19 protein-coding genes are annotated in these 23,304 nt (G+C 69.6%); 13 read left to right on the forward strand and 6 right to left on the reverse strand.

Annotation, left to right across the window (positions count from 1 at the left end; translation table 11 throughout):
- Positions 1-425: 425 nt before the first annotated feature.
- Positions 426-1,892 (reverse strand): mannitol dehydrogenase family protein, encoded by a 1,467-nt coding sequence (locus GE300_RS14085; protein WP_325063241.1) that lies wholly within the window; start codon positions 1,890-1,892, stop codon positions 426-428.
- The gene (gene uxuA, locus GE300_RS14090; protein ID WP_154447212.1) at positions 1,889-3,097 is read right to left on the reverse strand and encodes a mannonate dehydratase; all 1,209 of its coding nucleotides are present in this window, start codon (positions 3,095-3,097) and stop codon (positions 1,889-1,891) included. The genes GE300_RS14085 and uxuA overlap by 4 nt, the downstream gene beginning before the upstream one ends.
- A gap of 105 nt (positions 3,098-3,202) precedes the next feature.
- Here uxuA and GE300_RS14095 point away from each other — a divergent pair, with 105 nt between their 5' ends.
- The 5 genes from GE300_RS14095 to GE300_RS14115 all read left to right on the forward strand — a co-directional run bounded on the left by GE300_RS14095 (position 3,203) and on the right by GE300_RS14115 (position 7,842).
- Positions 3,203-3,949 (forward strand): GntR family transcriptional regulator, encoded by a 747-nt coding sequence (locus tag GE300_RS14095; RefSeq protein WP_154447213.1) that lies wholly within the window; start codon positions 3,203-3,205, stop codon positions 3,947-3,949.
- On the forward strand, positions 3,946-4,923 hold the full coding sequence (locus GE300_RS14100; RefSeq protein ID WP_154447214.1) for a TRAP transporter substrate-binding protein: 978 nt from the start codon (positions 3,946-3,948) through the stop codon (positions 4,921-4,923). Before GE300_RS14095 ends, GE300_RS14100 begins: the two co-directional genes overlap by 4 nt.
- Positions 4,924-4,999: 76 nt before the next feature.
- Positions 5,000-5,503 (forward strand): TRAP transporter small permease, encoded by a 504-nt coding sequence (locus GE300_RS14105; RefSeq protein WP_325063242.1) that lies wholly within the window; start codon positions 5,000-5,002, stop codon positions 5,501-5,503.
- Positions 5,504-5,505: 2 nt separating this feature from the next.
- The gene (locus tag GE300_RS14110; RefSeq protein WP_154447215.1) at positions 5,506-6,783 is read left to right on the forward strand and encodes a TRAP transporter large permease; all 1,278 of its coding nucleotides are present in this window, start codon (positions 5,506-5,508) and stop codon (positions 6,781-6,783) included.
- 9 nt (positions 6,784-6,792) lie between these two features.
- Positions 6,793-7,842, forward strand: coding sequence for an L-idonate 5-dehydrogenase (locus tag GE300_RS14115; RefSeq protein WP_325063243.1), 1,050 nt, complete (start codon positions 6,793-6,795; stop codon positions 7,840-7,842).
- 16 nt (positions 7,843-7,858) lie between these two features.
- On the opposite strand, the gene GE300_RS14120 is transcribed toward GE300_RS14115, so the two are convergent.
- Together GE300_RS14120 and iolG are read right to left on the reverse strand one after the other, a co-directional pair.
- Positions 7,859-8,632 (reverse strand): TIM barrel protein, encoded by a 774-nt coding sequence (locus GE300_RS14120; RefSeq protein ID WP_154447216.1) that lies wholly within the window; start codon positions 8,630-8,632, stop codon positions 7,859-7,861.
- A 3-nt stretch (positions 8,633-8,635) separates the two neighbouring features.
- Positions 8,636-9,637 (reverse strand): inositol 2-dehydrogenase, encoded by a 1,002-nt coding sequence (gene iolG / locus GE300_RS14125; RefSeq protein ID WP_154447217.1) that lies wholly within the window; start codon positions 9,635-9,637, stop codon positions 8,636-8,638.
- A 160-nt stretch (positions 9,638-9,797) separates the two neighbouring features.
- Here iolG and GE300_RS14130 point away from each other — a divergent pair, with 160 nt between their 5' ends.
- From GE300_RS14130 to iolB, 8 genes are all read left to right on the forward strand, one after another.
- Positions 9,798-10,628 (forward strand): MurR/RpiR family transcriptional regulator, encoded by an 831-nt coding sequence (locus tag GE300_RS14130; RefSeq protein ID WP_154447218.1) that lies wholly within the window; start codon positions 9,798-9,800, stop codon positions 10,626-10,628.
- A 135-nt stretch (positions 10,629-10,763) separates the two neighbouring features.
- On the forward strand, positions 10,764-11,684 hold the full coding sequence (locus tag GE300_RS14135) for a sugar ABC transporter substrate-binding protein (protein ID WP_154447219.1): 921 nt from the start codon (positions 10,764-10,766) through the stop codon (positions 11,682-11,684).
- An 89-nt stretch (positions 11,685-11,773) separates the two neighbouring features.
- A complete protein-coding gene (locus GE300_RS14140; RefSeq protein ID WP_154447220.1) occupies positions 11,774-12,883 on the forward strand; it encodes an ABC transporter permease in 1,110 nt (369 codons plus the stop codon).
- Between the two features lies 1 nt (position 12,884).
- Positions 12,885-13,703, forward strand: coding sequence for an ATP-binding cassette domain-containing protein (locus tag GE300_RS14145; RefSeq protein ID WP_154447221.1), 819 nt, complete (start codon positions 12,885-12,887; stop codon positions 13,701-13,703).
- Complete coding sequence (locus tag GE300_RS14150) at positions 13,703-15,616, forward strand: bifunctional 5-dehydro-2-deoxygluconokinase/5-dehydro-2-deoxyphosphogluconate aldolase (RefSeq protein ID WP_154447222.1); 1,914 nt, start codon at positions 13,703-13,705, stop codon at positions 15,614-15,616. The genes GE300_RS14145 and GE300_RS14150 overlap by 1 nt, the downstream gene beginning before the upstream one ends.
- Positions 15,613-17,439: a 3D-(3,5/4)-trihydroxycyclohexane-1,2-dione acylhydrolase (decyclizing) gene (gene iolD / locus GE300_RS14155; RefSeq protein WP_154447223.1), complete on the forward strand. Its 1,827-nt coding sequence runs from the start codon at positions 15,613-15,615 to the stop codon at positions 17,437-17,439. The genes GE300_RS14150 and iolD overlap by 4 nt, the downstream gene beginning before the upstream one ends.
- Positions 17,440-17,446: 7 nt before the next feature.
- A complete protein-coding gene (gene iolE, locus GE300_RS14160) occupies positions 17,447-18,352 on the forward strand; it encodes a myo-inosose-2 dehydratase (protein WP_154447224.1) in 906 nt (301 codons plus the stop codon).
- 10 nt (positions 18,353-18,362) lie between these two features.
- Positions 18,363-19,169 (forward strand): 5-deoxy-glucuronate isomerase, encoded by an 807-nt coding sequence (iolB, locus tag GE300_RS14165; protein WP_154447225.1) that lies wholly within the window; start codon positions 18,363-18,365, stop codon positions 19,167-19,169.
- A gap of 218 nt (positions 19,170-19,387) precedes the next feature.
- Here iolB and GE300_RS14170 read toward each other — a convergent pair whose 3' ends face one another.
- The gene (locus tag GE300_RS14170; RefSeq protein ID WP_154447226.1) at positions 19,388-21,508 is read right to left on the reverse strand and encodes an SLC26A/SulP transporter family protein; all 2,121 of its coding nucleotides are present in this window, start codon (positions 21,506-21,508) and stop codon (positions 19,388-19,390) included.
- A 28-nt stretch (positions 21,509-21,536) separates the two neighbouring features.
- On the reverse strand, positions 21,537-23,018 hold the full coding sequence (locus GE300_RS14175; protein WP_154447227.1) for an NAD(P)-binding protein: 1,482 nt from the start codon (positions 23,016-23,018) through the stop codon (positions 21,537-21,539).
- Between the last annotated feature and the right edge of the window lie 286 nt (positions 23,019-23,304).

Below are 23,304 nucleotides of genomic sequence, written 5' to 3' on the forward strand. Positions count from 1 at the left end.
GCAGCGCCGCCTGCCCGCCCCAGAACCCATCGGGATCCTCCACCGACGCCCGGTACAGGCGCTCGTAGTCCGCGGCGGTCGTCCCGAAAGAATCGTCGGCGGCGGCACGGGTGCCGGCATCGATGCCCATTGTCACGTCCATTTCCTCCTCTGGCGCGATCCGTGGCGTGCGCCCTGCGGCGCATCTGTTTGCGGCGGATCATACACCCGTTGAGAAAATTCGCTCACAACTATCTGTTTTACGCGTATTTTTTTGTAAATTATTTTCGGGAATACCAGTGAAGCTGAAAACTTCGTGACAACCCAGGCCCCGGCGCGGCGCTTTCCCGCCCCGGCCGGCGACGCTTCGGAACCGTCCCGCCCGATGCGCCGGCGCACGGGGCGGGTGGCGAAGTGAGATTGGCGCGCGCGCCCGGCGCCGGCCGCTAGCGCGGCTCGCCGGCGATCGCGGCGGCCATGCCGTCCGTCAGCATCACCGACAGCCTTGACACCACCGCGGCGCGCCAGCCCGGATCGCCCGCGAGCGGCGCCGGGATCAGGTCCGGCAGCGCGAGCAGCCGGTCGGCGATGTCGCCGGCGCTCGCCGCGCCGGCCAGCCGCTGGCGCAGCGCCTGTTCGCGGGGATCGCGCAGCTCGTAGGAGGTGCCGTCGTCGGCCCGGCCCAGCGCGTAGCGCATCCAGGCGGCGGTGGCGAAGGCGAAGCTGTCCAGCGGCTGGCCGGCGCGCAGCGCGTCGCAGGCGGGCGCCCAGATCCGCTGCGGCAGCTTCTCGGTGCCGTCCATCGCGATCTGCCAGGTCTCGTGCGCCAGATGCGGGTTGGCGAAGCGCTTCAGCAGGTCATCGGCGTAGGTATCCGGATCCACCCCCGGCACCGGGTCCAGGGTGGCGGCGGCGGCCGCCATGTGGCGCGCGACCAGCGCCGCCAGCGCCGCGTCGCCCATCACGTCGCGCACCAGCGCATGGCCGGCCAGGAACCCGGCATAGGCCAGCAGCGAGTGCGCGCCGTTCAGCATCCGCAGCTTCAGCGCCTCGTACGGGCGCACGTCGTCGACGAAGATCGCGCCGCCTGCCTGCCACGCCGGGCGGCCGGTGGGGAAGCGGTCCTCGACCACCCACTGGCGGAACGCCTCGGTCTCGACCGCGGCGGCGTCGTGCACGCCCAGCATCCGCTGCGCCAGCGCCAGCGTGCCGGCGCCGCGCGCCGGGGTGATCCGGTCGACCATGGTCGAGGGGAAGGCGACGTCGCACGCGATGTGGTCGGCAAGCTTGGGCAGCGTGGCGCGGGCGAAATCGACCAGCAGCGCGCGCAGCATCCGCCCGTTCTCGGGCAGGTTGTCGCAGCACAGCACGGTGAACGGCGGCACCCCGGCCGCGCGCCGGTCGGCCAGCGCCCGCACCAGCAGCCCGGCGACGCCCTGCGGGTGCCGCGGGTCCGCCAGGTCCGCGGCGATCGCCGGGTGGGCGCGGTCGATGCCGCCGCCGGCGCGGTCGATGCCGTAGGCCTTCTCGGTGACGGTCAGCGACACGATCCGCGTCGCCGGCGCGCGCAGCGCCGCAAGTACCGCCGCGCGGTCGCGGGACAGCGCCAGCGCGGCGGCCAGCGCGCCGATCACCCGGGCGCGGGTGCCGTCGACGCTGCGTTCGAGCACGGCATAGCGGCAATCCTGCGGCGCCAGCTCCTGCGCCGCGGTCGCGCTGCGCAGGCTGACGCCGGTGATGCGCCAGTCGCCGCCGGAGGCGGCCAGCGCGTCGTCGGTATAGACCGCCTGATGCGCCTTGTGGAACGCGCCGAGGCCGAGGTGGACGATGCCGCTGCCGTGCGCCTGCGGATCGTAGCCGGGCCCGGCGACGCCGTCGGGCAGCTGCGTCGCCGCCGTCAGCCGCCCGGTCACGCGCCGACCCTCGGCGCCAGCGCGGCGATCACGCCGCGCAGTTCGGCCAGCCCCTTCAGGCGCCCGATCGCCGGGTAGCCGGGCTGCGCCTGCCGCTTCAGATCGTCGAGGATGTCCTGACCGTGGTCGGGGCGGAACGGGATCGAGACATCGGCGCGGCCCGCGGCCCGGCGCCGGGCCTCCTCGTGCAGCGCGGCGTCGACCAGCGCCACCATGTCGGTGTCGCCGCCCAGGTGCTCGGCCTCGTAGAACGAGCCGCGGATGTCGCCGGTCTCGCGCGTGACATTGCGCAGGTGCAGGAAATGCACCCGGTCGCCCAGCCGCCGCATCATTCCCGGCAGGTCGTTGTCGGGCCGCGCCCCGAGCGAGCCGGAGCACAGGGTGATGCCGTTGGCGGGGCGGTCGACCGCGTCCATCACCGCCTTGTAATGCGCCTCGGTCGACATGATCCGCGGCAGGCCCAGCAGCGGCACCGGCGGATCGTCCGGGTGGCAGCACAGCCGCAGGCCCAGCGCCTCGGCGTGCGGCACCACCTGCTCGAGGAAGTCGACCAGGTGGGCGCGCAGCTGCTGTTCGGTGATCGCGGCGTATTCGGCCAGATGCGCGCGCACGTCCGCGAGGGTGAAATGCTCGGCCGCGCCGGGCAGGCCGAAGACGACGTTGCGCGCCAGTTGCGACCGGCGCGCGTCGTCCATCGCGGCGAAACGCTCGGCCGCCGCGGCGCGCAGCGCGTCGTCGTAGTCGTCGGCCGCGCCGGGCCGCTCGAGGATGTGCAGGTCGAACGCGGCGAAGTCGGTCAGGTCGAACCGCATGCAGGTGGCGCCGTTCGGCAGCCGCCAGGCAAGGTCGGTGCGGGTCCAGTCCAGCACCGGCATGAAGTTGTAGCAGATCACCTCGATCCCGGCGGCGGCTAGGTTGCTCAGGCTGTCGCGGTAGCTGGCGACATGGGCGCGCCAGTCGCCCTTCTGCTTCTTGATGTCCTCGGACACCGGCAGGCTTTCCACCACCTCCCACGCCAGGCCCGAGGGCGCGCCGTCCGGCAGCCGCGCCACCTCGGCCTGGCGGCGGGCGATCTCGTCCCGGGTCCAGACCGCCCCGGTGGGAACGTGGTGCAGGGCCGAGACGATCCCTTCGACGCCCGCCTGTGCCGTGTCGCGGATCGTCACGTTGTCCTGCGGACCGAACCAGCGCCAAGTCTGTCTCATCTCATTCCCTCCCAGAGTCGCCGACACGCGCCCTGCATAGCACTTCCTGTCGTTGCCGACTAGTATGGAAGTATGGTAATGCCGGTTGCGGGAGGAGGGCGAATCATGACCGGAACAACACAGGCGGGCTGGGCACTGGACCCGGCCGCATCGATCGCCCCGCAGATCTGCCGCATCCTGCGCGAACGCATCATCCACAACGACCTGAAGCCCGGCAACCGGATCTCGGAGTCCGAGATCGCGCGCACCTACCGGGTCAGCCGGCAGCCGGTGCGCGAGGCGTTCATCAAGCTGGCCCAACAGGGGTTGCTGGCGGTGCTGCCGCAGCGCGGCACGATCGTGTCGAAGATCGCCTATGCCGCGGTGCTGGACGCGCGCTTCCTGCGCGAGGCGATCGAGGCGGACATCGCCCGGATCCTGGCGGTGCAGGCCGACCCGGCGCTGGTCGCCGACCTGCGCCGCCAGCTGGACGAGCAGCGCGAGGTCGCGCGCAGCGCGCCGCTGGAGTTCATCCAGCTGGACGACCGCTTTCACCGCACCATGGCCGACGCCGCCAGCAAGGGCGGCGCCTGGAAGCTGATCGAGGGGCTGAAATCCCAGATGGACCGGGTGCGATACCTGTCTCTGGGCAAGTTCCCGGTCGACAAGCTGGTCGACCAGCACGCGGCGGTGGTGGACCGCATCGCCGCCGGCGACATCGCCGGGGTCGACGCCGCGATCCGCACCCACCTGCGCGAGGTCCTGAGCGATCTGCCGCGGATCGTGCAGGCGAACCCGGATTTCTTCGAGCTGCCGGAAGGGGGCGTGCCCCAGCCGGTCAATGCACCTGTCCAAGGAGGAATGGACCGATGACACTCAACTGGAAACGTTCGGCGATCGCCATCGCGGTCGCGGCGGCACTCGGCGCCCCGGTCGCGGCGCAGGAGCTGACGCTGAAGCTGGGCCACCTGGCGAACGAGGACAACCCCTGGCACCTGGCCTCGGTCCGGTTCGGCGAGGAGCTGTCGGCGCTGACCGACGGCCGCATCGCCGTCGAGGTGTTCCCCAACGAATCGCTGGGCAAGGAAATCGACCTGATCAACGGCATGCAGCTGGGCACCGTCGACATGACCATCACCGGCGAGTCGCTGCAGAACTGGGCGCCGATGGCGGCGCTGCTGGCGGTGCCCTACGCCTATGCCTCGATCGAGCACATGGACGAGGTTGCCGGCGGCGAGATCGGCGACCGGATCGAGGCGCAGATCATCGAGAAGGCGCAGATCCGTCCGATCGCCTTCTTCGCCCGCGGCCCGCGCGAGCTGACCTCGAACCGGCCGATCGCCTCGCCGGACGATCTGGCCGGGCTGAAGATGCGGGTGCCCAACGTGCCGCTGTTCGTCGACGTCTGGTCCGCGCTGGGCGCGCAGCCGACGCCGATGGCGTTCTCGGAGGTGTTCACCTCGCTGCAGAACGGCACCATCGACGCGCAGGAGAACCCGCTGGCGCTGATCCGCTCGGCCAGCTTCAACGAGGTGCAGAGCCACGTGAACCTGACCGACCACGTCCGCTCGTGGATCTACCTGACGATCTCGGAGCAGACCTGGGGCCGGCTGTCCGAGGACGACCGCGCCGCCGTCATGGAGGCCGCCGCCCGCGCCCAGGCCTACGAGCGCGAGCTGTTCAACGACAGCATCGAGCAGGACCGCGCCTATCTCGAGGAGCAGGGCATGACCTTCGTCGAGGTCGACGGCCCCGCCTTCGCCGCCAGGGCGAAGGACGCCGTGCTGAACAACGTCAACGACGAGATCAAGCCGATCGTCGAAGAGCTGTTCGCCGCGCAGAACTGACGGCCAGACCGTCGCACCGATCCCCGGCACCGCGCGGCGGCGCGGTGCCGGGCCTTGTCGAATTCCGGAGGGCACCGTGAAGTTTGCCAATCGAGCCATCCAGGTCGTCGTCCTTGCCGCGCGGATCGGAACCGGCGTCTCGTTCGCGGTGCTGATCGGCGCCGTGCTGATCCAGGTGGTCGGCCGCTCGGCCGGCGCCTCGCCGGTCTGGACCGAGGAGCTGACGCGCTTCGCGCTGCTGTTCACCGTCGCCTTCGGCGCCGGGCTGTCGCTGCGCACCGGCGATCTGGTGAACGTCGACGTGATCTGCGAGTCGCTGCCCGGCCGCGCGCCGTGGATGCTGCGCCTGCTGGCCGCCGTCACCACCGCGGCGATCTCGATCTACCTGCTGCCGTTCGCCTGGAAGTTCGTCGCCATCGGCCGGATGCAGACCTCGCCGGCGCTGGGCCTGCGCATGGACTACGCGCATTTCACCATCCTGCTGATGCTGGCGCTGCTGGCGGTGTTCGGCGCGCTGCGCGCGCTGGGAATGCTCGCCGGCGTCGAGGACGGCACCCCCGCAACCCGCGAAGAGGGCTGACCATGGATGTCGCCGTACTGTTCCTGACCTTCGTCGCCGGGCTGGCGCTGGGCATTCCGGTGGCGATCACGCTGGCGGTGTCGTCGCTGGCCTACCTGCTGCTGGCCGGGATCCCGCCGGTGGTCATGCCGCAGAAGATGTACGCCGGCATGGACGTGTTCGTGCTGCTGTCGATCCCCGGCTTCATCCTGGCCGGAAACCTGATGAACCAGGGCGGCATCACCACCCGCATCATCCGCTTCGCGAACTCGCTGGTGGGCTGGATCCGCGGCGGGCTGGGGCTGACCAACATCGCCGCCTCGATGCTGTTCGGCGGCATCACCGGCACCGCGGTGGCCGACGCCGCCTCGATCGGCGGGGTGATGATCCCGGGCATGAAGAAGGCGGGCTACCCGGCCGACTTCTCGGCCGCGGTCACCGCCGCCTCGTCCACCGTCGGGCCGATCATCCCGCCGTCGGTGCCGATGATCATCGTCGGCGCGCTGTCGGGCATCTCGGTCGGGCGGATGTTCCTGGCCGGCGCCGTGCCCGGCATCCTGATGGGCGTGGCGATGATGATCACCTGCTTCGTCATCTCGGCGCGCCGCAACTATCCGCGCCAGGACTGGCAGGGCGCCGGCGAGGTGGTGCGCGCCTTCGGCGGCGCGGTCTGGGCGCTGGCGATGACCTTCCTGATCATCTACGGCCTGCTCAGCGGCCTGGCCACGCCGACCGAGACCGCCGTCGTCGCCTCGGTCTACGCGCTGCTGGTCGGCGCGTTCATCTACCGCGAGCTGCCGCTGCGCAAGGTGCCGACGATCCTGGTCGACAGCGCGGTCTCGGCCGCCGGGATCCTGGCGCTGGTCGGCTTCGCCAACGTCTTCGGCTGGATCCTGGTGTCCGAGCGCATCCCCCAGGCGATCGCCGACGGCGTGCTGTCGTTCACCGACAACAGGTTCCTTGTGATCCTGATCATCAACCTGCTGCTGCTGTTCGTCGGCATGTTCATGGAAACGATCGCCGCGCTGATCATCCTGTTCGTGCCGCTGCTGTCGCTGGCGCAGGCGGTGGGCATCGACCCGCTGCACTTCGCCACCTTCGCCGTGCTGAACCTGATGATCGGCCTGACCACGCCGCCGGTGGGGGTGTGCCTGTTCGTCTGCGCCGGCATCGCCCGGCTGCCGCTGGCGCCGGTGGTGGTGGCGATCCTGCCGTTCCTTCTGACCAACATCCTCGTGCTGCTGCTGGTATCCTACTTCCCGCCGCTGGCGACGTGGCTGCCGTCGGTCCTCGCACCCTAGGAGATCATCGTGGAAACCCGAATCTGCCGCCTGTACGCAGCGAACGACATCCGGATCGAGGCCCAGCCGCTGGCCGACCCCGGCCCCGGCGAGGTGCTGGTGGCGGTCGGCGCGGGCGGGATCTGCGGCTCGGACCTGCACTATTTCCAGGACGGCGGCTTCGGCCCGATACGGGTGCGCGAGCCGATCATCCTGGGGCACGAGGCCGCGGGCCGGGTGCTGGCCTGCGGCGCCGGCGTCGCCGGTCCGGCCCCCGGTACGCTGGTGGCGATCAACCCCAGCCGGCCCTGCGGCGCCTGCCGCTACTGCGCCGAGGGGCTGACGACGCATTGCCTGGAGATGCGGTTCGCGGGCTCGGCGATGCGGCTGCCGCACGAGCAGGGGCTGTTCCGCGAGCGGATCGTCGTCGACGCGGCGCAGTGCCATGCCTTCGGCCCCGGCACCGAACCCCGCGAGGCCGCCTGCGCCGAGCCGCTGGCGGTGTGCCTGCATGCCCGGCGCATGGCCGGGGATCTGCGCGGCAGGCGCGTGCTGGTCACCGGCGCCGGCCCGATCGGCGCGCTGTGCACCGCGGTCGCGGCCGAGGCCGGGGCGCAGGAGGTGGTGACCACCGACCTGCAGGACCTGCCGCTGGACATCGCCCGGCGGATGGGCGCGGGCCGCACCGTCAACGTCGCCCGCGACGGCGCGGCGATGGCGGCGTTCGCCGCCGACAAGGGCCATTTCGACGTGGCGTTCGAATGCTCCGCCGCGGCCCCGGCGATTCGCGGCGCGATCGCCGCGCTGCGCCCGCAGGGCCGGCTGGTGCAGGTCGGCGTCACCGGCGACGTGCCGCTGCCGGTCAACGCGCTGGTCGGCAAGGAGATCACCTACCAGGGCACGCAGCGGTTCCTGCCGGAGGATTTCGCCGAGGCGGTGGCGATGATCGCCGCCCGCCGGATCGACGTCCGCCCGATGGTCACCGGCAGCTACCCGCTGGAGGCCGCGGCAGAGGCGTTCGCCTGCGCCGGCGACCGCAGCCGTGCGGTCAAGGTGCACCTGAGTTTCGGCGCCGACTGACCGCCGCGACCGGGGTCTAGGCCGTGAACGCGCTGCGGAACGCCTCCAGCGCCGCCTCGACATCGCCCGAGGCGAAGGCCTCCATCGCCACCGGACCGTCGTAGCCCATCGCCGCCAGCGCCCGGGCGATGCCGGCATAATTGATCTCGCCGGTGCCGGGCTCGCACCGGCCCGGCACGTCGGCGACCTGGATCTCGCCGATCCACGGCAGGCAGGCCCGGCACAGTTCGATCAGGTTCCCCTCGCCGATCTGCGCGTGATAGAGGTCGAGGTTCAGCCGCAGCCGCGGGCGGTCGACCGCGGCCACCAGCGTCAGCGTCTCTTCGGCGCGGGCGAAAGGCACGCCGGCGTGCTCGACCGGCAGGTTCAGGTTCTCCAGCGTGAACACCACGTCCAGTTCCTCGGCCAGATCGCAGATCCGGTTCAGCGTATCGCGCGCCTTCAGCCACTTGCGCGGCGTCGCGACCTCGGCCAGCACCGGCCGGCCGCCATCGCCAAGGCCGGTGCCGTGCAGGTTTAGCCGGGCGACGCCCAGCCGCCGGCCGACCGCGGCGGTCTCGCGCGCCGAGGCCAGCAGCATCCCCGCGCCCTCGTCATCGGCCAGCCGGCCCTGCAGGTAGCCGTTCATGATCGAGAAGGTCGCGCCGGATCGCTCCAGCTTGTCCAGATCGTGCGCCGGCCAGTTCCACAGGCCGACCTGGAACCCCATGTCGCGCAGCTTCGCGCAGCGCCACTCGATCGGCTTGTCCTGCCAGATCATCTCGGCGCAGGCGGCAAGGGTGAAGGCCATGGCTCAGGCTCCCGTCATGACTGGGGTCAGCTTGACCGGGCGGCCCTCGGCCACCGAGCGGTTCGCGGCCTCGGCCAGCGCCAGCGCGTTCACCCCGTCCTGGACCGTCGCCGGCACCGGCGTGCCGTCGACGCAGGCATCGACGAAGGCCGACCATTCGATCGCATAGGCGCGCATGTAGCGTTCGAGGAAGAAATACACCGGCTTGGCCGACACCACCCCGGCGGCGGTGGACCTGACCACGGTGTTCTCAAGCTCGTTCTCGGCGGCCAGCATGCCGTCCGCGCCCAGCACCTCGACCCGCTGGTCGTAGCCGTAGGGCGCGCGGCGCGAGTTGCGGATCGTGGCCAGGCGGCCGTCGGCGTAGCTCAGCACGACGACGGCGGTGTCGACATCGCCGGCGGCGCCGATCTCGGGATCGACCAGGCACGAGCCGTGCGCCATCACCGTTTCCGGCATCCCGAACAGGAACGCGCACATGTCGAAGTCGTGGATCATCATGTCGCGGTACAGCCCGCCCGAGACCTTGATGTAGCTGACCGGCGGCGGCGCCGGATCGTAGGAAGTGACGGCCAGCAGCTCGCCCCGGCCGATCTCGCCCGCGTCCAGCGCCGCCTTCACCGCCGCGAAGTTCGGATCGAAGCGGCGGTTGAAGCCCATCATCACCGGCTTGTCATGGGACGCCGCGACCGCGCGGACCTGCAGCGCGCGCTCCAGCGACAGGTCGATCGGCTTTTCGCAGAAGATCGCCTTGCCGGCCCTCACCCCGGCCTCGATCAGATCGGCGTGGGTGTTGGTCGACGAGGCGACGAGGATCGCGTCGATGGCCGGATCCTGCAGGATCTCGTCGGCCGTGCGGGCGTCGATGCCATGCTCGCGGGCCAGCGCCGCGGCGGCGTCGGTCATCACGTCGGTGACGGCCACCAGCTCGGACCGCGGGTCCGTCTTGATCGAGGCGGCGTGCACCTTGCCGATGCGGCCCGCGCCGAAGAGAGCGATTTTCATGGGTTTTCCTTTCACAGATACGCGCGCGGACCGATATCGCCGCCGCGGGACCGGGCGGTATCGCCGGCACCTGGACGACATCGAATCCCCGCCATGTGGAATATTTGTTCCATTTTGGTGATGCGCCGTTATAGTGCGCCTGTCAAGGCAGGAGACAGGAATGAGCGACCATCCCCACGCTCAGGAAGCGCCAGGCAGTGTGTCCGAACTGCTCGAAAGACTGGACGGCGCGATCGACAGCTTTCCCAAGCGCCTGAAGCAATGCGCCAGTTTCACCCGGCGCCATCTGCACCTGATCGCGGTATCGACCGTGTCGGAGATGGCGAAGGCCTGCGACGTGGCGCCGTCGGTCTACATGCGGTTCTGCCAGGCGCTCGGGTTCTCGGGCTACGCCGAACTGCAAGGCCTGTTCCGCGCCCGCTTTGCCGAGTTCCGGCCGGACTACGAGGTGCGCCTCGCCAGCCTGCACGAGGACGGCGCGATCGCCACCAGCCGGCTGCTGACGGATTTCGCCGAGGCGGGTCACAAGTCCCTGCTTTCCATTGCAAACACGGTGACGAGCGATGTTCTGGACCGGATCGCGCGCGGCATGGCGTCGGCGCGGGTGGTGCACCTGGTGGGGCTGCGCCGCGCGTTCGCGGTGGTCAGCAACATGTCGTACCTGCTGGACAAGTTGGGGGTGCCGGCGAACCTGCACTACGGCGCCGGAATGCTGAACGCCCACGGCGCGATCTTTCCCGGCGACGTGCTGTTCGCGGTGACCTTCGCGCCGTTCTCGGACGAGACCGTGCGGCTTGCCGAGGCCGCCGCCAAACGTGGCATCACGGTCTACGGGCTGACCGATTCCGAGCATTGCCCGGTGGCCGAATGGGCGACCGAGATGCTGATCGCGCGCGAGGACGAGGTAGCGGGGTTCCGCGCCCTGAACGCCGCGATCACCCTGACCACGACGCTGGCGGTCTCGATCCGCACGCTGCAGCAACAGAGTTGACAGAGGCCGTGATTCGCAAATAATGGAATAAACGTTCCAAAACCTCGGCTCAGGGGCGCTGGAACGCGCGCCCGGCCGAAACCGGGCTCCGCGACGGGGGGCCTGCCCCCGCAAAGAAGGTCAAAGGGAGGTACCATGACCAGATTCTTCAAGACGGCCGCGTTCGCAGCCGCGATCGGCTTCGCAACGCCGGCCCTTGCGCAGAACATCATCGTTGTCAGCCACGGCCAGGCGAACGACCCGTTCTGGTCGGTGGTCAAGAACGGCGTCGACGAGGCCGCCAGGCAGACCGGTGCCGACGTGGACTACCGCGCGCCGGAAACCTTCGACATGGTGGCGATGAGCCAGCTGATCGACGCCGCCGTGAACCAGGAGCCCGACGGGCTGGTGGTGTCGATCCCCGATGCCGACGCGCTCGGGCCCTCGATCGAGCGGGCCGTGTCGGCCGGCATCCCGGTGATCTCGATGAACTCCGGTTCGGACGTCGCCGCCGAACTGGGCGCCGAGCTTCATGTCGGCCAGTCCGAGTTCGACGCGGGCAAGGCCGCCGGCGAGCGGCTTGCCGAAATGGGCGGCACCAACGCCCTGTGCGTGAACCAGGAAGTCGGCAATGTTTCCCTCGACCTGCGCTGCTCGGGCTTCGAGGAAGGCTTCGGCGGCGCCGTGACGGTCCTGCCCACGTCGAACGATCCGAGCGAGATCGAATCCAAGGTCGCGGCGGCGCTCGCCTCGGACGAGAGCGTCGACACGATCATGGCGCTGGGCGCCAGCACCGCCGGCGAGCCTTCGGTTGCCGCGGCGAAGAACTCGGGCCGCGATATCCTTGTCGCGTCGTTCGATCTGTCCGCCAGCTTCCTTGAATCCATCGTCGCGGGCGACGCCGCCTTCGCCATCGACCAGCAGCAGTTCCTGCAGGGCTACCTGCCGGTCGTGTTCCTGGCGATGAACGCGAGATACGGCCTGGTGCCCGGCGGCGACGTGCCCTCCGGCCCCAACCTCGTCACCCAGGAGAAGGCAGAGCAGGTCATCGATCTGTCGGCTCAGGGCATCCGCTAAGCCGCGAGACGATTCGCAGCGAGACTGGGGGGCCGTGGTGTGTGACCGCGCCACGGCCCCTTTGCATCCGCAGGTCCGGGAGAACCAAAATGACGGATACCACGCCTCAAGCCGTCGTCGACGAGCGGCTCAAGTCCGAAAGCTTCGGCGCGCGCCTGATGAAGCGCCCGGAACTGGGCGCCATCGCCGGGGTCATCCTGGTCACGATCTTCTTTCTGATCACCGCCGATCCGGCGATGTTCACCTTGTCGGGGATCATCAACTTCATGACCCCGGCGGCGCAGCTGGGCATCCTGGCGATCGGCGCCGCCATGCTGATGATCGGCGGCGAGTTCGACCTGTCGATCGGATCGATGGTGGCGTTCTCGGGCCTGTTCTTCGCCGCCGCCACCGTGACCTTCGGCATGCCGCTGATCGTGGCGATCCCGGCGACGTTCCTGTTCTCGGCGGCCGTCGGCTCGCTGAACGGTTTCATCGTGATCCGCTCGGGCCTGCCTTCGTTCATCGTCACGCTGGCGTTCCTGTTCATCCTGCGCGGCCTGTCGCTGGTCGGGCTGAAGCTGGCCACCGGCGGCTCGACGCAGCTGCGCGGGGTGCGCGACGCGATCGAGGGCGACTGGCTGGCGCCGATCTTCTCGGGCGACGCGTTCGGCGGGATGTTCGCCTGGCTGGCAGAGAGGGGCCTGGTCGAGACCTTCAACAACGGCGCGCCGAAGGTGCCGGGCCTGCCGATCGAGATCGTCTGGTTCGTGATCATCGCGCTGCTGGCGACCTGGGTGCTGCTGCGCACGCCGGCCGGCAACTGGATCTTCGCCGCCGGCGGGGACGCGAACGCGGCGACCAACTCGGGCGTGCCGGTGCGCAGGGTCAAGATCTCGCTGTTCATGGTCACCGCCTGCTGCGCGGCGCTGGTCGCGATCATCACCGTGATGGACGCGGGCTCGACCGACGCGCGGCGCGGGTTCCAGAAGGAGTTCGAGGCGATCATCGCCGCGGTCATCGGCGGCTGCCTGCTGACCGGCGGCTACGGCTCGGCGGTCGGCGCGTTCTTCGGCGCGATCATCTTCGGCATGGTGGTGATCGGACTGACCTACACCGGTTTCGACCAGGACTGGTTCCAGGTGTTCCTGGGCGGCATGCTGCTGATCGCGGTGCTGTTCAACAACGCCATCCGCAAACGCGTCACCGGGGAGCGCTGAGATGACCGACGACACCAAGTTCCACCACGGCGACGCGCCCGAGACCGCGCCCATCGTCGAGATGAAGAACATCGAGAAGCATTTCGGCAACATCATCGCGCTGGCCGGCGTCAGCTTCGACGTGCGGCCGGGCGAGTGCCACTGCCTGCTGGGCGACAACGGCGCCGGCAAGTCGACCTTCATCAAGACCATGTCCGGCGTGCACAAGCCGACCAAGGGTGAGATCCACTTCGAGGGCAGGCCGATGTCCTTCGACAGCCCGCGCGACGCGATGGAGGCCGGCATCGCCACCGTGTTTCAGGACCTGGCGATGATCCCGCTGATGAGCGTGACCCGGAACTTCTTCATGGGGCGCGAGCCGACGAAAGGTTCGGGGCCGTTCAAGCGCATGGACGTCGACCGGATGAACCAGACCACGATGGACGGGATGCGCAGCATGGGCATCAACCTGCGCGCGCCCGACCAGGCCGTGGGCACGCTGTCGGGCGGCGAGCGGCAGACCGTCGCCATCGCCCGCGCGGTGCATTTCGGCGCCAAGGTGCTGATCCTGGACGAGCCGACCTCGGCGCTGGGGGTGCGGCAGACCTCGAACGTGCTGGCGACCATCGACAAGGTGCGCAAGCAGGGCATCGGCGTGGTCTTCATCAGCCACAACGTGCGCCACGCGCTGGCGGTGGGAGACCGGTTCACCGTGCTGAACCGCGGCAAGACGCTGGGCACGGCGAAGCGCGGCGACATCTCGCCCGAAGAGTTGCAGGACCTGATGGCCGGCGGGCAGGAAATGGCGCAGCTCGAAGGCTCGCTGGGAGGGACCGTGTGATGAGCAGGCCGCTCGATCTGATCACCATCGGCCGCAGCTCCGTGGACCTGTACGGTGCGCAGATCGGCGGCCGGCTCGAGGACATGGGCGCGTTCGACAAGTACATCGGCGGCAGCCCGACCAACATCGCCTGCGGCACCGCGCGGCTGGGGCTGAAGTCGGCGGTGATCACCGGCGTCGGCGACGAGCACATGGGCCGCTTCATCCGCGAGCAGCTGGCGCGCGAGGGCGTCGATACCCGCGGCGTCAAGACCGACCCCGAGCGGCTGACGGCGCTGGTCCTGCTGGGGATCCGCGACCAGGAGCAGTTTCCGCTGATCTTCTATCGCGAGAACTGCGCCGACATGGGCCTGACCGTCGACGACATCGACCCGGAGTTCATCCGCCAGGCGCGTGCCGTGGTCGCCACCGGCACGCATCTGAGCCACCCGCAGGTCGAGACCGCCACCATCAAGGCGCTGGAGATCGCGCGCGCGGCGGGGATGCAGACCGCGCTCGACATCGACTACCGGCCCAACCTGTGGGGCGTCGCCGGTCACGGCGAGGGCGAAAGCCGGTTCGTGGAAAGCGAGCGGGTGACGGCCAAGCTGCAGTCGACGCTGCACCTGTTCGACCTGATCGTCGGCACCGAGGAGGAGTTCCACATCGCCGGCGGCTCGACCGACACGCTGGCGGCGCTGCGCGCGGTGCGCAAGGTCTCGGGCGCGGCGCTGGTCTGCAAGCGCGGCGCCAGGGGCGCGGTGGCGTTCACCGGCGACATCCCCGACAGCCTCGACCGGGGCGAGGCCGGCGAGGGCTTTCCGATCGAGGTGTTCAACGTGCTGGGCGCCGGCGACGGCTTCATGTCGGGGCTGCTGAAGGGCTGGCTCGATGGCGAGGACTGGCCGACGGCGCTGAAATACGCCAACGCCTGCGGTGCCTTCGCCGTCTCGCGCCACGGCTGCACCCCGGCGTATCCGTCCTGGGAGGAGCTGCAGTTCTTCTTCGCGCGCGGCATCACGCGGCCCGACCTGCGCAACGACGCGGAACTGGAACAGGTGCACTGGGCGACGAACCGCACCGGCGACTGGTCGACGATGCGGGTGTTCGCCTTCGACCACCGGGTGCAGATGGAACAGATGGACGGCGCCACCCCCGAGACGATCGGCCGTTTCAAGCAGCTGTGCCTGGACGCTGCGCTGAAGATCGGCGACGGCGCGCCCGGCTACGGCATCCTGTGCGACGGCCGGCTGGGCCGCGATGCGCTGTACAGGGCCGAGGGCACCGGGCTGTGGATCGGCCGGCCGGTCGAATGGCCCGGCTCGCGCCCGCTGACGCTGGAGCCGCAGCTGGGCCCGGACTATGGCGGCCTGCGCGAGTGGCCGCGCGACCAGGTGGTGAAATGCCTGTGCTTCTGCCATCCCGACGACGACGCCGGGATGTGGCAGGCGCAGGAACAGACCGTGCTGCGGCTGTTCCACGCGGCGCGCCGGAACAGCCTCGAGTTCCTGCTCGAGGTCATCCCCTCGAAGTGCGGGCCGGTCGCGGACGACACCACCGCGCGGGTGATCCGGCGGTTCTACGACCTGGGCGTCCGCCCCGACTGGTGGAAGCTGGAGCCGTTCACCACCGACGCCGCCTGGCAGCAGGCGGTCGATGCCATCGAGAGCAACGATCCGCGCACCCGCGGCATCGTGGTGCTGGGTCTCGACGCCTCGGAGGAGGAACTGGCGGCCAGCTTCGCACGCGCCGCCCGGCAGCCGCTGGTCAAGGGCTTTGCCGTCGGCCGCACGATCTTCGGGCAGGCCGCGCGCGACTGGCTGGCGGGCCGGATCAGCGACCGGGACGCCGTGCGGACGATGGGCGACAACTTTGCGCGGCTGTGCCGCATCTGGGACGAGGCCCGGGCGCGGGCCGGGAGGGAAGCGGCATGAGCAACACGATCCGCCTGACTGCCGCGCAGGCGATGGTCAGATGGCTGTCGGTGCAGACGACCGAGGACGGCGCGCGCTACATCGACGGGGTCTGGGCGATCTTCGGTCACGGCAACGTCGCCGGGCTGGGCGAGGCGCTGCACGGCATCGGCGACGCGCTGCCGACCTGGCGCGGCCAGAACGAGCAGACCATGGCCCACGCCGCCATCGCCTATGCCAAGGCCAGCAAGCGGCGCCGGGCGATGGCGGTGACCTCGTCGATCGGCCCCGGCGCCACCAACATGGTCACCGCCGCGGCGCTGGCGCATGTGAACCGCCTGCCGGTGCTGCTGATCCCCGGCGACGTGTTCGCGAACCGCCGCCCCGACCCGGTGCTGCAGCAGGTCGAGGATTTCGACGACGGCATCGTCAGCGCCAACGACTGCTTCCGGCCCGTCAGCCGCTATTTCGACCGGATCTCGCGGCCCGAACACCTGCTGACCGCGCTGCCGCGGGCGCTGCAGACGATGACCGACCCGGCGAAGTGCGGCCCGGTCACCCTTTCATTCTGCCAGGACGTGCAGGCCGAGGCCCATGACTACCCGGAAAGCTTCTTCGCGCCGCAGGTGTGGAAGATCCGCCGCCCGCAGCCGGACTCGGAGGAGCTGGAGGCGGTGCGCGCCGCGCTCGAGGCGGCCGAGCGGCCGGTGATCGTCGCCGGCGGCGGGGCGATCTACTCGGGCGCCGAGCAAACGCTGCTGGACTTCGCGCAGGCGCACAACATCCCGCTGTGCGAGACCCAGGCCGGCAAGGGCGCCGTCGACTGGCAGGCCGAGCTGAACCTCGGCTCGCCCGGCGTGACCGGCGGCGACGCGGCGAACGCGGCGCTGGCCGAGGCCGACCTGGTGCTGGGCGTCGGCACCCGGTTCCAGGACTTCACCACCGGCTCGTGGACCGCGTTCGCCAACCCGAAGCGCACGCTGGTGTCGATCAACGTCACCGGCTACGACGCCGGCAAGCACGGCGCGCTGCCGCTGGTGGCCGACGCGAAGGCGGCGCTGGAACGGCTTGGCGCGGCGCTGGGCGACCGGCGCTGGCCCGGCCGCGACAGCGCCGCCCGCGCCACATGGTACGCGGCGACGGACGCGGTCATGGCCGCGCCCGACACCGCCGGCCTGCCCACCGACGCGCAGGTGATCGGCGCCGTGCAGCGCCAGGCGACGCCGCGGACGGTGGTGATGTGCGCCGCCGGCACGATGCCCGGCGCGCTGCACACGCTGTGGCGGTCGGCGCCGGGCGGCTATCACATGGAGTACGGCTTTTCCTGCATGGGCTACGAGCTTGCCGGCGCGATGGGGATCAAGCTGGCGCGGCCGGACGCCGACGTGGTCTGCTTCGTCGGCGACGGCAGCTACATGATGGCGAACTCGGAACTGGCCACCGCGGTGATGCGCCGGGTGCCGTTCACCGTGGTGCTGACCGACAACCGCGGCTTCGGCTGCATCAACCGGCTGCAGATCGGAACCGGCGGCGCCGAGTTCAACAACATGTACGCGTCCAGCAATGTAAAGGCGCAGCCCGAGATCGACTTCGTGGCGCACGCCGCCGCGATGGGCGCGCACGCGGTGAAGGCCGCCGACATCTCCGACCTGGAAGCGCAGATCGAAAGCGCCCGCGGCCGGGACATTCCGTCGGTCATCGTCATCGACACCGACGCCGGTCCCGGCACCGGCGCCGGCGGGCACTGGTGGGACGTGGCGGTGCCGCAGGTCTCGGACCGGGCGCAGGTGCAGGATGCCCGGGAAACCTATGACCAGCAGACCGCCCTGCAGCGCATCGACTGAGGATCAAATGAGCGTAAAGATCGGCATTTCCCTGATCGCCTGGCAGAACGACGACCTGCCCGACCTGACCGCCGCCTTCACCACCGAGCAGGCGATGGAGGACGCCGCCCGCATCGGCTATGCCGGCGTCGAGCGCGGCCGCCGGATGCCCGCCGACACCGACGGGCTGCGCGCCTATCTCGACCGCTATGGCGTGGCGCTGTGCGGCGGCTGGTGCTCGGGCAGCCTGATGACCGCCACGCTGGAGGACGAGAAGGCCGCCGTTCGCCGCCAGGTCGAGCAGTTCGTGGCGCTGGACGCGCCCTGCGTGGTCTACGCCGAGTGCTCGAACACCGTCCAGGGCGACCTGTCGACGCCGGTCAACGCCCGGCCCAAGCTGTCGCGGGACGAGGTGCAGGCCTATGCCGCCCGGCTGTCGGAGCTGGCCAAATGGATGGCGGACAAGAGCATGACCCTGGCCTACCACCACCACATGGGCTCGATGATCGAGGACCAGGACGACATCGACTGGCTGATGGAGGGCAGCGCCCCCGAGGTCACCCTGCTTTACGACACCGGCCATCTGCACTTCGGCGGCGGCGACGTGCTGGGCACGCTCGACAAGTGGGGCGACCGCGTGCGCCACGTGCATTTCAAGGACGTGCGCGCGCCGGTCGCGCGCGCGGTCCGCGCCGGGAACCGCAGCTTCCTCGACGGCGTGCGCGACGGCGTCTTCACCGTGCCCGGCGATCCGGAAGGCTGCATCGACTTCCAGGCGGTCACCGACAAGCTGAAGCGGATAGGCTATGCCGGCTGGATCGTGGTCGAGGCCGAGCAGGACCCGGCCAAGGCGCCGCCCTTCGCCTACTCGAAGATGGGTTACGACCATATCGTCGAGATCTGCGGCCGCTCCGGCCTTGCCATCGACAACTGAGGAGACCCCGATGCCCGACCTTCTGCGCAAGCCGTTCGGCACCCACGGCAAGGTCCACGAGATCACGCCGCAGAGCGCCGGCTGGCGGCATGTCGGCTTCTCGCTCTACCGGCTGCGCGCGGGCGAGACCGCGGCCGAGGCGACCGGAAGCCGCGAGGTGATCCTGGTCATGGTCGAGGGCAAGGCCGCGATCCGCGGCGCGGGCCGCGACTGGGGCGTGCTGGGCGAGCGCATGGACGTGTTCGAGAAGACGCCGCCGCACTGTCTGTACCTGCCGAACGGCACCGAATGGGACGCCACCGCCGAGACCGATTGCGTGCTGGCGGTGTGTTCCGCCCCCGGCAAGGGCGGCCATTCGGCGCGCGCTATCGGCCCCGGCGGGATCACCCTGACGGAACGCGGCAAGGGCACGAACACGCGCCACATCAACAACATCGCGATGGAACACGAGGACTACGCCGACAGCCTGCTGGTGACCGAAGTGTTCACCCCGGCGGGGCACTGGTCGTCCTATCCCAGCCACCGCCACGACGAGGACGACTACCCGCGCATCACCTACCTGGAGGAGACCTACTACCACCGGCTGAACCCGGCCTCGGGGTTCGGCGTGCAACGGGTCTACACCGACGACGGCGCGCTGGACGAGACCATGGCGGTCGCCGACGGCGACGTCGTGCTGGTGCCCCGCGGCCACCATCCCTGCGGCGCGCCTTACGGCTTCGAGATGTACTATCTCAACGTGATGGCCGGTCCGCTGCGCAAGTGGCGCTTCGTTCCCGCGCCCGAGGTCGCGTGGATCATGGACCGCGACGGCTGATCTTGCCGCGCCGGACCGAGCGGGCCCCGCCCGCCTTCTCCATGGCGTCCGAAATCAAGGTGCTGCACGGCCTGGCAGGGCAGCACCGCGCCTTGCCGCCCTGGGTTCGGCTACTCCGGGCTTTCCGCAGACAAGACGCGGACCGGCAGGGAAGTCGCGATCGGGGCAAACGCTCGCATCATTGACACCGGCACCCCGTCCCGCGGGGACCCCGGCGTTCAGATCCCGGCGGCGCGCAGCAGCTGCGTCAGCCGCATGACCCTTCGGGCCAGCGACCGGGCGGCTTCGCGGTCGAGCCGGTGGGCCAGGTCCGGCGCCGTGCTGCCAAGCCGTTCGGGATCGACCGTCAGCACCTCGGACGGCTCGTCCGCGATCAGCCAGGCGGTCCGCTCGACCGAGGCGTAGTGGGCGATCTCGCCGACAAGGGCGCCGGGGCGGAACCGGGCCACGGTCTGACGGGTGCCGTCGGTGCCGTCGATCTCGGCCCGGAGTTGGCCGGCCAGAAGAATCGAGAGATCGGACGAGGAGCCGCCCTTCTCCACCAGCTCCTCGCCCGGAGCGAGAACGATGCGGCGGACGGCGCGCCCCGGCGCCCGCGACAGCGCTTCGGCCAGCTCGAAGGCTTCGTTGCTGTCGGTGGCCCGGCCCTCCAGCAACTCGGTCTCGAGCTCCTGCAGAGCGGTGTCGAGGTCGGCCCGGAGCACGGGGCGCGCATCGACCGCGGTGGTGCGGAGGTATTGCGCCTCGACCGCCGGGGCGAGGCCGGTAAACATCAGCCCCACCTCGCGCCGCCGCGCGTCCTCAACGATCTTCGCCAGCGAATAGGCCGCCGAGGTGTCCAGCCCGTCGACGCGCGAGAAATCGACGATGATCCGCTCGGGCACCGGCTCGGCCAGGAGTTCCTGCCGTATGCGCTCGCGCAGGCGGTTCGCAGTGCCGAAGAACAGGTAGCCGCTGAGTTCGAGGATTGCCGTGCGGGCGCCGGCCTGCCTCAGAACCTCGTTCTCCGCGTCGGACCGCTCCACACGCGAGCGGCGCGTGGAGGCGACCGACCGCAGCCGGACGACATCCCTGCGGGCGTAGGAGACGATGAAGATCAGGAAGGCCGCCAGCAGACCGAACGCGAGCGCCTGCAGGAAGCCGAGCATCGCCGCCACGAGAAGGATCATGACGACGATGGCGAACTCGTGCGGCAGCATGCGCCGCCACTGGTCGACCAGATATTGCAGCATCAGGTCGAAGCCGAGAAAGGCGATGATCAGCCCCGCCAGACCGGCCGGCACATAGGACAGGAAATCCGCGCCGAACAGGAAGGTGATCGCGCACCCCAGCAGGATCGCCGCCGCCGGCAGGACCGAGGGCAGCCGGAATCTGACCGCAAGCATCGTCACCGACATGTAGGTGTAGCCGGGAAGTCCGCCGCCCGCCACGGCGGCAAGATTGGCCGCGCCGGTGCCGCGAAGTTCGCGGTCGATGTCCACCTCGCGCCCGATGATCTGTTCCAGCCCGGTGGCATGAAGCAGCGTTCCCAGCACCGTGAGACAGGCGACGGCGGCGATCGTGGTGGCCTGACCGGCCACCGCCGACCAGTCGACCGGCGCCGCAGCCACGGCGGTGAAGGCGCTGGCGAAGTTCTCGGCCTCGAACGGGCCGATCAGCAGCCCGGCCTGCTGCGCCTCGCCGAGCGGTATCCGCAGCAAGGCGAGTGCGCCGTAGAACGCCGCGGTGCCGAGCAGAAGCGCGCCGGGCAGCAGCAGGTCGGTCGGACGCGCCCGCGCCAGCAGGATCATCGCCAGCGCCGCCGCGAACCAGGGCACCCAGCGGGCGGGCTGGCCCGGGTCGAAGAGCGTGGCCACGCTCCAGATGGACATGGTCTGCCCCGTCAGGATCGTCAGCGCCCCCATGACGAGCATATAGCCGCCCGAGGCGAGGAAACCCGCAATCACCGGATAGGGCATGAACCTGACGAGGTAGCCCAGTCTCAACGTGCCGATGGTGAGGGTCAGCAGCCCGCCGACCACGGTGCAGACGACGATCAGCGCGACGATGGTCGGAAACATCGCCGCCGGTTCGCCCTGCCATTCCGCCGCGATCTGGCCCGCGCCGACGGCGATCAGCACCACCGTGACATCCTGGGGCAGTATCACCGTGCCCCGGTAACTCGACGCGATCGAGCCCACGACACACAGCAGGATGGCGCCGAGCAGGGCAAAGCCCACGCCCGGGGCGAAGACCGCTTCCGGCGCCTGGGCGTAGATGATGGAGACGAGCGAAAGCGTGAAGCCAACGGCAAGCACCGCCACGATGAACATGCCCGACAGGATGGAAATCAGTCTCACCGGCCGCGGCTCCTTCGGCGGGGAAAGGTTACGCCTCGGACATGTCCGGCCGGGTCTCGCGGATGTGCCGCGGCACGTAGCCGGGATCGTCGGGGTCGGGATGCTCGCTGTGGTGCTTCTCGTAGGTTCCGCAGATCATCTTCGACAGCATCTGGCCCTGGCGAAGCACCTCCTCGTGCAGGCCGGCACCGATGGTCCAGCCGCCGGTGAAATAGAGATTGTTCGTGCCCTGGACGGACTGCAGCGCCGACTGCCCGATGAGGTTGTCGTAGGACAGCGTGTTGTGGCGCAGGAAGGCGCTCGCCATCACCTTTCGCTGCATTCCGCCCCAGTCCCACATCTGCCGGACATCCTCGTTCGGGACCGGCGTGATCGGGCAGAGCGACACGAAGGGCGGCCCGTCGTCGTTGCGGCCCTGGTGCATGTTGGCGACGTAGTTGATGACATAGGGACGCAACTGCTGACGGTCGGGCGGATTGATGACGATGTTGTAGGTCGAGCGCTGGCCCCGGACCGGCATCACGTCCTCGAAGTCGTGCACCACCGAAAGCGAGTCGGAATATCGGAACCTGCTTGCCACGCCCGCCGCCAGGTTGGTCGCGCCACCGGCGATCACGGCGCCGACGCTTTCGGCGTAGACCGCCGAGATCACCACGTCGAAGCTGCCGAAATTCCCGCCCCCGTGCATGGGCAGCACCGTCCAGGTGCCGCCGTCGAACCGGGCCATAGCCTCGGCCCCCGGTCTGAGCTCGACCCTGGCGACGTTCCGCAGATACTGCTCCAGCGCGTGGATCCAGGACGAGGCCCCGTTCTGGAAATACATCCGCGTCGTCGATCGTCCCGCGGTGTCGCGGGCGGCCGCCGTCTCGCGGTCACCCAGACCTTCCTGCAGGTGGTAGTACTTCATCACCCCGTAGATCGGCATGCCGCCGGGCCCGCGGTCGTCGATGTAGTACATGTTCTGGATACGCGCCTTCAGGTTCCACAGCGCGAATTGCTCCGTGAACCCCTGGTCGGCGATGAATTCGTCCACCGTCATCCGGAAATACTTCGGCTCGGTCAGAACCTTGTAGGCCACGTCCTCGAACTGCTTGAACTGGCGCTTGAAACTTTCGAGATAGGGCTTGTCCGGGTTCTCGTCCGGGTTCTGAAGCTCTTTCATCGTGTAGCTGACATCGCTTCCGAAACCGGGCGGGACATAGAAGGTGGTGGTGTCCAGGAGCGGCGCGTACGCCACCGGGTAGTTCCTGGCCTTGAGCTCGGACAGGATCGCGTCGAAGGTCGTGTAGGTCTTCTTGTTGAAGTCGTTGACCCCCAGATCGGCGAACGGCTTTTCCCAGACCTTGTCGCCGAGATAGGCGGTCAGGGCGTTGCCACCGAAATGCTGGTTCTTCTCGAACACCGTGCACTGGCACGTCGACCCGTCGGCGGCCTGTTGCCCCTGCAGGAAATACGCCGCGCCAAGACCGGCAGCCCCGCCGCCGATGATCGCGATTCTCTTCATGGCCATGATCAACGTCCCCCCTGTCTCCTCGGCGCGTCTTTCGCCTTGCGAGACTAAAACCCCCGCTTGCGCAACCTCCGGATGGGAACCAACTGACCCCCGTTGGAAACGTAAATCAAGGACTTAGTCGGCAGGCGCCGCAGGCGGGCGCGGCCGCTCGCGGCGCTTCGGGCGGGTTGCTCGGGGCCTGGAAAAACCGCCCGACCTGCCTGTCTGCCCCGATTTCGCCTGCGGTGCGCGGCGATTGCCGATAAGATCCGCCGGTGGCCGCAGCCTGGTGGCGAAGGTGAAG

The organism is Halovulum marinum (genome assembly GCF_009697225.1).
GTDB classification, from domain to species: domain Bacteria; phylum Pseudomonadota; class Alphaproteobacteria; order Rhodobacterales; family Rhodobacteraceae; genus Halovulum; species Halovulum marinum.